The following is a 7,105-nucleotide window of genomic DNA, read 5'->3' as shown; positions in this document are numbered from 1 at the left end:
GGCTGCGGCTGCCTGTCCAACCTGCCCGAGGGGGCGGTCGGCTTCACCACCATCGAGCTCAAGTCCAACCACCTCGGCACCGCGCGCGACGGCACGGTGGCCTGCACCGCCACAGCCGTGCACCTGGGCAAGACCACGCAGGTGTGGGACTCGGTGGTCACGCACCGCGAGACGGGCAAGACGATCGCGCTCTTTCGCTGCACGCAGATGGTGTTGTATGGCAAGTGACGACAGCGGCCGCGCGTCCGTCCATGCGCGCCTGATCGACGCACCGCGCGAGAAGCTGCTGCGCGCGGTCACGCAGGCCGAGCACCTCGCGCGCTGGTGGGGGCCGGACGGCTTCAGCAGCAGCTTCGAGCTGTTCGAGCCGCGACCCGGCGGCCACTGGCGCTTCACGATGCACGGGCCGGATGGCACGAACTACCCGAACGAGAACGTGTTCCTGGAAGTCGGCCTGGAGCGCGTGGTCATCGACCACCTCTCCAAGGACCACCACTTCGTGCTGACCATCGGCTTCGAGCCCGTGGGAGCGCAGACGCGGGTGCACTGGCACCAGCTCTTCGACAGCGCCGAGCACCTGCGCGAGGTGGCGGCCTTCGTGGGCCCGGCGAACGAGCAGAACCTGGCACGGCTGGCCAACGAAGTGAAGCGCGTGCGCTGAGGCACAGCCGCCGGCTGACGGCCGCGCATTCAGTTTCGGTCGCGCCTTCTGCGGCGCCGAGGTGCTCCAATCGGCGCCATGCACGTGCCCGACGACAGCCCCTCGCCCGTCCCCTTCTCGCAAGCCCTGGCCTACTGGCTGCGGCTCGGCTTCATCAGCTTCGGCGGGCCGGCCGGGCAGATCGCGGTCATGCACGAGGACCTGGTCGAGCGGCGGCGCTGGATCTCGGAGAAGCGCTTCCTGCACGCGCTCAACTACTGCATGCTGCTGCCCGGCCCCGAGGCGCAGCAGCTCGCCACCTACATCGGCTGGCTGATGCACCGAAGCGTGGGCGGCATCGTGGCCGGCGGCCTGTTCGTGCTGCCCTCGCTCTTCATCCTGATCGCGCTCTCGTGGGGTTACATGGCCTTCGGCACGCTGCCGGTGGTGGCCGGCGTGTTCTACGGCATCAAGCCGGCGGTCACTGCCATCGTGGTGTCGGCCGCCGTGCGCATCGGCTCGCGCACGCTGAAGAACGGCTGGCTGTGGGGCCTGGCGGTGGCGGCCTTCGTGGCCATCTTCGCGTTCGACCTGCCCTTCCCGCTGATCGTGCTGGGCGCGGGCGTGGTGGGCTACCTCGGCGGCCGCTACGCACCGGCCAAGTTCGTGTCGGGGGGCGGACACGGCAGCGCGGCGCACGGCAGCGCACCCGCGCTGATCGACGACGACACGCCCACACCCGCCCATGCGCGCTTCAGCTGGCGGCGCTTCGCGAAGATGGCGGTCATCTTCATCGGCCTGTGGGCCGTGGCGCTGGGTGGCCTCTCGCTCGCCTTCGGCTGGCAGGCGGTGCTCACGCAGATGGCCTGGTTCTTCACCAAGGCCGCGCTGCTCACCTTCGGCGGCGCCTACGCTGTGCTGCCCTACGTGTACCAGGGCGCGGTGGAGCACCACCAGTGGCTCACCGGCCCGCAGATGATCGACGGCCTGGCGCTCGGCGAGACCACGCCCGGCCCGCTGATCATGGTGGTGTCCTTCGTCGGCTTCGTCGGCGGCTGGACGAAGGCCATCTTCGGTGCCGATGCGCTCTTCGCCTCGGGCGTGGCGGCGGCGGCGGTGGTCACCTTCTTCACCTTCCTGCCCTCGTTCTTCTTCATCCTGCTGGGTGGCCCGTTCATCGAGTCGACGCACGGCAAGCTGCAGTTCACCGCGCCGCTCTCGGCCATCACCGCGGCCGTGGTCGGCGTGATCGTCAACCTGGCGGTGTTCTTCGCGTACCACGTGCTGTGGCCGGCGGGGTTGTCGGGGCGCTTCGAGTGGCCGGCCGTGCTGATCGGCGGGGCTGCCGCGGTCGCGCTGATGCGCTTCAAGGTCGGCGTGATCCCCGTCGTGCTGCTGTCCGGTGTGTGTGGCCTGCTGCTGCTCTGGGCGGGTGTTCCCGTGCGCTGAGAAGCTGAGCGCGCACGCACACGGGCTTTCAACCCGTTCTAGACTGCTTCGCATGAAGCTCCCCGTCACCCTCGCTCACGCCTGCCGCCTCATCAACCACGGCCCGACCGTGCTGGTGGGCAGCGCCCACGGCGGGCGGCGCAACGTGATGGCGGCGGCGTGGTCGATGCCGGTGGAGTTCGTGCCGCCGCGCGTGGCGGTGGTCATCGACAAGAAGACGCTCACGCGCGACTTGGTGGCGGCCAGCGGCGGCTTCACGCTCAGCGTGCCGGGCCGCGCTCTGCTGGACGCGACCTACACCGTGGGCAGTGTCTCGGCGCATGAGGTGGCCGACAAGTTCGCGCGCTATGGCATCGAGACCTTCAACTCTCCGCAACTCGGCCTGCCCTTCGTCGAAGGCTGCGTTGCCTGGCTGGAATGCCGGCTGATCCCCGAGCCGCACGCCGAAGACGCCTACGACACCTGCTTCGGCGAAGTGATCTCGGCCCAGGCCGATGCGCGCGTGTTCGAGCGCGGCCACTGGTCCTTCCGCGCCGACAACACCGAGCTGCACACGCTGCACCACCTGGGCGGCGGCCACTTCGCGTGGCCGGGCCCGAGCGTGCAGGCCCACGTCCTCCCACCCTTGAAGAAAGAGGCCCCATGAAGCTCATCGGCATGCTCGACTCGCCCTACGTGCGCCGCGTGGCCATCTCCTTGCAGATGCTCGGCTTGCCGCGCTTCGAGCACCAGTCGATCTCGGTGTTCCGAGGCTTCGACGCCTTCCATGCGATCAACCCGGTGGTGAAGGCCCCCACGCTGGTCTGCGACGACGGGCAGGTGATGATGGAGTCGTCGCTGATCCTGACGTATGCCGAGGCGCTGGTGCGCCCGCGCACGCTGTGGCCGAACACCCTGCCCGAGCTGCAGCGCGCATTGCGCCTCACCGGTCTCGCGCTCACCGCCTGCGAGAAGAGTGCGCAGATCGTCTACGAGCGCGGCCTGCGCCCGCCCGAAAAGTTGCACGAGCCCTGGCTCACCCGCGTCACCAACCAGCTGCTCGCTGCGTATGGCGAGCTCGAACGTGAGCAGGCGGCAAGGCCCTTGGTCGCCACGCGCGAGGCGATCGACCAGGCCGGCATCAGCGCCGCCGTGGCGTGGCACTTCACGCAGCAGACGCTGCCCGGCGTGGTGCCGCCCGGCGAGCACCCGAATCTGGTGGCCTTCTCGGCGCAAGCGGAAGCGCTGCCCGAGTTCCAGGCCGCCCCGCATGGCGAAGGCACGTACCGCCATGGCGGCTGAAGACGTTCTGCGCTTCTGGTTCGAGGAGACCCGCCCGGCCCAGTGGTGGACGGTGAGCGACGCCTTCGACCAGCTGTGCCTCGTGCGCTTCGGCGCGCTGCACCGCGCCGCGGCGCAAGGCGAGCTGTTTGGCTGGCGCACCGAGCCGCGCGGCCGGCTGGCCGAGGTCATCCTGCTCGACCAGTTCTCGCGCAACCTGTACCGCGGACAGGCGCGCGCCTTCGCCTGTGATCCGCTGGCCCTGGGCCTGGCGCAGGAGGCGGTGGCCGGCGGCGCCGACCAGGCCCTGAGCCCCATCGAGCGGACCTTCCTGTACATGCCCTACATGCACAGCGAATCGCGGGTGATTCACGTGGAGGCCGAGCGCCTCTTCCGCCTCAACGGCCTGAAGGACAACCACGACTTCGAGCTGCGCCACAAGGCCATCGTCGACCGCTTCGGGCGCTACCCGCACCGCAACGCGGTGCTGGGGCGGGAGTCGACGCCGGAAGAGCTGACCTTCCTGCAGCAGCCGGGGTCGCGGTTCTAGGCACCGACTGCCATGCCCGAGGCCACGGACCTGCGCGACCTCGACCGCTTCGTCGAGGCGCAGGCCGCGAACTACGACGACGCGCTCGCCGAGCTGTGTGCGGGCCGCAAACGCACGCACTGGAGCTGGTACGTGCTGCCGCAGCTGCGCGGCCTGGGTTCCAGCGCGATGGCGGTCCGCTACGGCATCGCCTCGCTGGCCGAAGCCCGGGCCTACCTCGCCCACCCGCTGCTCGGGCCGCGCCTGCGCGCGTGCGTGGCCGCGATGAACGCGCACAGCGGCTTGAGCGCGGAGCAGATCCTCGGCCAGATCGACGCGCTCAAGTTCCGCTCCTGCGTCACGCTCTTCGCGCAGGCGGATGCCACGGAGCCGCTCTTCAGCCAGGCACTGGCCACCTACTTCGGCGGCCAGCCCGACCCGGCCACGCTGGCGCTTCTGGGGCGCCCGCTCAGGCTCTGACCACGGCAGACAGACGATTCGGGTAGTCGGTGATGAGGCCGGTCACACCAGCTTCGATGAGCGCGCGCATCTGCGCTTCGTCGTTGCAGGTCCACACGTTGACGCCCTTGCCAGCGGCACGCACCTCGTCGATGCCGCGCGTCTCCAGGCGTTGGTCGACCGAGCCGAAGCCCAGCGAGTCGAAGTTGCCGTAGCAGCCGGGGTGGAAGGCATCGGCATCGAGCGCCGCAAGGTAGCGCGCCACGTGGCTCAGCCGGTCGGCCGTCAACACCGCAGTGGCCACCTGCGCGTTCATCGAGCGCACGGTGGCGAGCTGCTCGTGGTCGAACGACGAAATGAGCACCCGCTCCATCAGCCCGAAGTGCGCCACGCAGTCGAGTGCCTTGGCGGCGATGCCGGGGTACATGCGTGGCAGGGTCTTGAGTTCGATGTTGACGAGCAAGCCCGAGGGCCTGGCGAGTTCGAGCACATCGGCAAGCGTGGGTACCTTCACCTCACCGGAGCCGAACAGCCGCTCGTCGCCGGGGCCGATGAAGGCCGTGCGTTCGCTGGGCGCCAGTTCGCGCAGGAAGGCCTGTCGTTGTGCAGGCGCCAGGGCCAGTTGCGCCAGGTACCAGCCGCCGGCGTCCAGCGTGGCCAGATCGCGGGCGCTGAAGTCGGAGACGTAGTAGCTGCTGCGGCCGGGGAAGCGGCTCGTCGCATCGGTGCAGCGCTGCAGGTCGTCATCGTGGTGCACCACCAGCTCGCCGTCGGCCGAGCAATGCACGTCCAGCTCGACCATGTGGCAACCCATCTGCGCGGCCTTCTCGAAGGCGGGCAACGTGTTCTCCGGCGCGTAGGCGCGTGCGCCACGGTGGGCGATTCGCAGGAGCTCTGAGCCGGCTTGTTCGTGCAGGCGTCGGATGCGGTGGCTGGCTGGGGTCATGGCATGCGAGTGTGCCTTCTCATGCCCCCAGCGAATCGGCCCAGATGTTCTTCGCCCAGGCCATTGCGTACACGCCCTCGGCTTCGCTGCGCTGCGTGGACACGCCGCCCGACCCCGCCACGGTCTTGAAGGTCTTCTCGGCCGCCACGTACTCGTGCACGCTGGCCACGTGGATGGCCTCGCGCTCGTCGACGAAGCTGTAGCAGGTGTTGGTGAGCATGGGCTGCGGGTTGACCTCGAAGCCCGACAGCTGCGCCACGATGGCGGCGGCGGCCACCTTGCCGTGCGCGTTGGCCATGTGGCCGCTCTTGGGCATGCCGGGGGCGAGCTGGATCGAGTCGCCCAGCACGTGGATGTCTTTCGCCGCAGTGGACTCGAAGTCGAGCCAGTTCACGCGGCACCAGCGGCCCACGCTGTTGGCCAGACCCGTCTGCACCGCCAGCGCGCCGGCCCGCATGGGCGGCAGCACGTTGAGCACGTCGGCTTTCACGTCGTCCTGGATCGCGATGCGCAAGGTGCGGGTGGCGGCATCGACGCCGATCACCTTGTGCTGCGGGCGGTATTCCAGCGTGCCGGCGTAGAGGTCGCTCCACGCCTTCTTGAAGAGGCCGGGCTTGGAGGTCACGTCGTCGTTGGCGTCGAGCACCAGCACCTTCGATCGCGGTTTGGCGCGCTTGAAGTAGGCCGCGATCACGCTCGCGCGCTCGTAGGGGCCGGGCGGGCAGCGGTAAGGCGCCTCGGGGATGGTGAGGGCGTACACGCCGCCATCGGGCATGGCTTCGAGTTGCTTGCGCAACGCCAGCGTCTCGGGCCCGGCCTTCCAGGCTTGCAGCATCTGGCCCGAAGCCTGGGCGGCACGCAGGCCCTGCACCTCGTCGAACATCAGCTCGATGCCGGGCGAGAGCACCAGCTTGTCGTAGCGGATGGTCGAGCCCGAGGCGATGGTGACGGTCTTCTTCGCCGGGTCGATGGCGGTGGCGGTGTCGCGCACCCAGCGCACGCCGCTGCGTGCCGCCAGCGCGTCATAGGGCGTCGTGATGTCGGCCAGCGTGCGCGTGCCGCCCAGCACCAGGTTGGAGATGGGGCAGGAGATGAAGTGCTCCTGCGGCTCGATCAGCACCACGTCGATGCGCTGGTCGGACAGCAGGCGCACGTAGCGCGCGGCCGTCGCGCCGCCGAAGCCGCCGCCGACCACCACCACCTTGGCGCTGGTGGGGACCGACGGGGTGGTGGTGCAGCCGAGCAGGGCGGCTGCGCTGCCGGCGAGGAGGAGATCGCGTCGTTGCATGGCGTGCCTCCTCACCTGGCCTGGGTCGAGAAGTAGGTGGCGAGCTGATCGAGCTGCTCGGGGGTGTAGCCCTTTGCGATCTGCTGCATCACGGTGGCCGGGCGGGTGCCGTTGCGGAAGGCGGTGAGCTGCGCGAGCAGGTAACCCTTGTCGCGGCCTTGCAGGCCGATCAGTCCGGCATCAGCTTGCGCGCGGCCATCGGTGCCGTGGCAGGCGGCGCAGGTGGCGGCGAGGGAGCGCTGCTGCAGCGCGGTGGCGGTGGGTTGGGCTTGCCCGGAACCGAGGGCGAGGAAGGCGAGGGAGGCAACCGCGAGGCGGTGTGGCATGGGGGGTCTCCTCTTTTTTGCGTTGCGGGATCTTGCGCTCTTTTTGTTTTGCCCGCTTCGCGTGGTGTGTTTCTTCCTACTTCCCGCGGGTGCGCCGGGAGTCCGCCCCGGCGGGCGGGTCACTTTGGTGTTCGCATAACTTCGCTGCGCGAAGTGAGCGAACCCCCGCTGCGCGAACATTTGTCGCGCCAAATGAAAGTAACCAAAG

Annotated in this window: 10 protein-coding genes; 7 read left to right on the top strand and 3 right to left on the bottom strand. The window is 69.3% G+C overall.

What is annotated here, in order from left to right; translation table 11 throughout:
- The 7 genes from VFL64_RS10850 to VFL64_RS10820 all read left to right on the top strand — a co-directional run.
- A partial coding sequence (locus tag VFL64_RS10850; RefSeq protein ID WP_489540388.1) for a PaaI family thioesterase occupies window positions 1-228 on the top strand: 228 nt, incomplete at its 5' end.
- Window positions 218-661 (top strand): SRPBCC family protein, encoded by a 444-nt coding sequence (locus tag VFL64_RS10845; RefSeq protein WP_489540387.1) that lies wholly within the window; start codon window positions 218-220, stop codon window positions 659-661. The genes VFL64_RS10850 and VFL64_RS10845, both read left to right, overlap by 11 nt.
- 78 nt (window positions 662-739) lie before the next feature.
- A complete protein-coding gene (chrA, locus tag VFL64_RS10840; protein WP_489540386.1) occupies window positions 740-2,089 on the top strand; it encodes a chromate efflux transporter in 1,350 nt (449 codons plus the stop codon).
- A 52-nt stretch (window positions 2,090-2,141) separates the two neighbouring features.
- A complete protein-coding gene (locus VFL64_RS10835; RefSeq protein ID WP_489540385.1) occupies window positions 2,142-2,735 on the top strand; it encodes a flavin reductase family protein in 594 nt (197 codons plus the stop codon).
- Window positions 2,732-3,370, top strand: a complete 639-nt coding sequence (locus VFL64_RS10830; protein ID WP_489540384.1) for a glutathione S-transferase — start codon at window positions 2,732-2,734, stop codon at window positions 3,368-3,370. The genes VFL64_RS10835 and VFL64_RS10830 overlap by 4 nt, the downstream gene beginning before the upstream one ends.
- On the top strand, window positions 3,360-3,899 hold the full coding sequence (locus tag VFL64_RS10825; RefSeq protein WP_489540389.1) for a DUF924 family protein: 540 nt from the start codon (window positions 3,360-3,362) through the stop codon (window positions 3,897-3,899). Before VFL64_RS10830 ends, VFL64_RS10825 begins: the two co-directional genes overlap by 11 nt.
- A gap of 12 nt (window positions 3,900-3,911) precedes the next feature.
- On the top strand, window positions 3,912-4,358 hold the full coding sequence (locus tag VFL64_RS10820) for a DUF1810 domain-containing protein (protein ID WP_489540383.1): 447 nt from the start codon (window positions 3,912-3,914) through the stop codon (window positions 4,356-4,358).
- Here the strand turns inward: VFL64_RS10820 and VFL64_RS10815 are convergent.
- Genes VFL64_RS10815 through VFL64_RS10805 form a run of 3 tightly spaced genes read right to left on the bottom strand, consistent with a single transcriptional unit; the run spans window position 4,348 to window position 6,897 of the window.
- A complete protein-coding gene (locus tag VFL64_RS10815) occupies window positions 4,348-5,283 on the bottom strand; it encodes a glycerophosphodiester phosphodiesterase (protein WP_489540382.1) in 936 nt (311 codons plus the stop codon). The genes VFL64_RS10820 and VFL64_RS10815 overlap by 11 nt on opposite strands.
- A 19-nt stretch (window positions 5,284-5,302) precedes the next feature.
- A complete protein-coding gene (locus VFL64_RS10810) occupies window positions 5,303-6,571 on the bottom strand; it encodes an FCSD flavin-binding domain-containing protein (protein ID WP_489540381.1) in 1,269 nt (422 codons plus the stop codon).
- An 11-nt stretch (window positions 6,572-6,582) separates the two neighbouring features.
- Window positions 6,583-6,897 (bottom strand): c-type cytochrome, encoded by a 315-nt coding sequence (locus VFL64_RS10805; RefSeq protein ID WP_489540380.1) that lies wholly within the window; start codon window positions 6,895-6,897, stop codon window positions 6,583-6,585.
- Window positions 6,898-7,105: the final 208 nt, after the last annotated feature.

It is taken from the genome of Rhizobacter sp. (genome assembly GCF_035702065.1).
GTDB lineage: Bacteria > Pseudomonadota > Gammaproteobacteria > Burkholderiales > Burkholderiaceae_C > Rhizobacter.
This window is presented reverse-complemented; position numbering and strand designations above follow the sequence as displayed.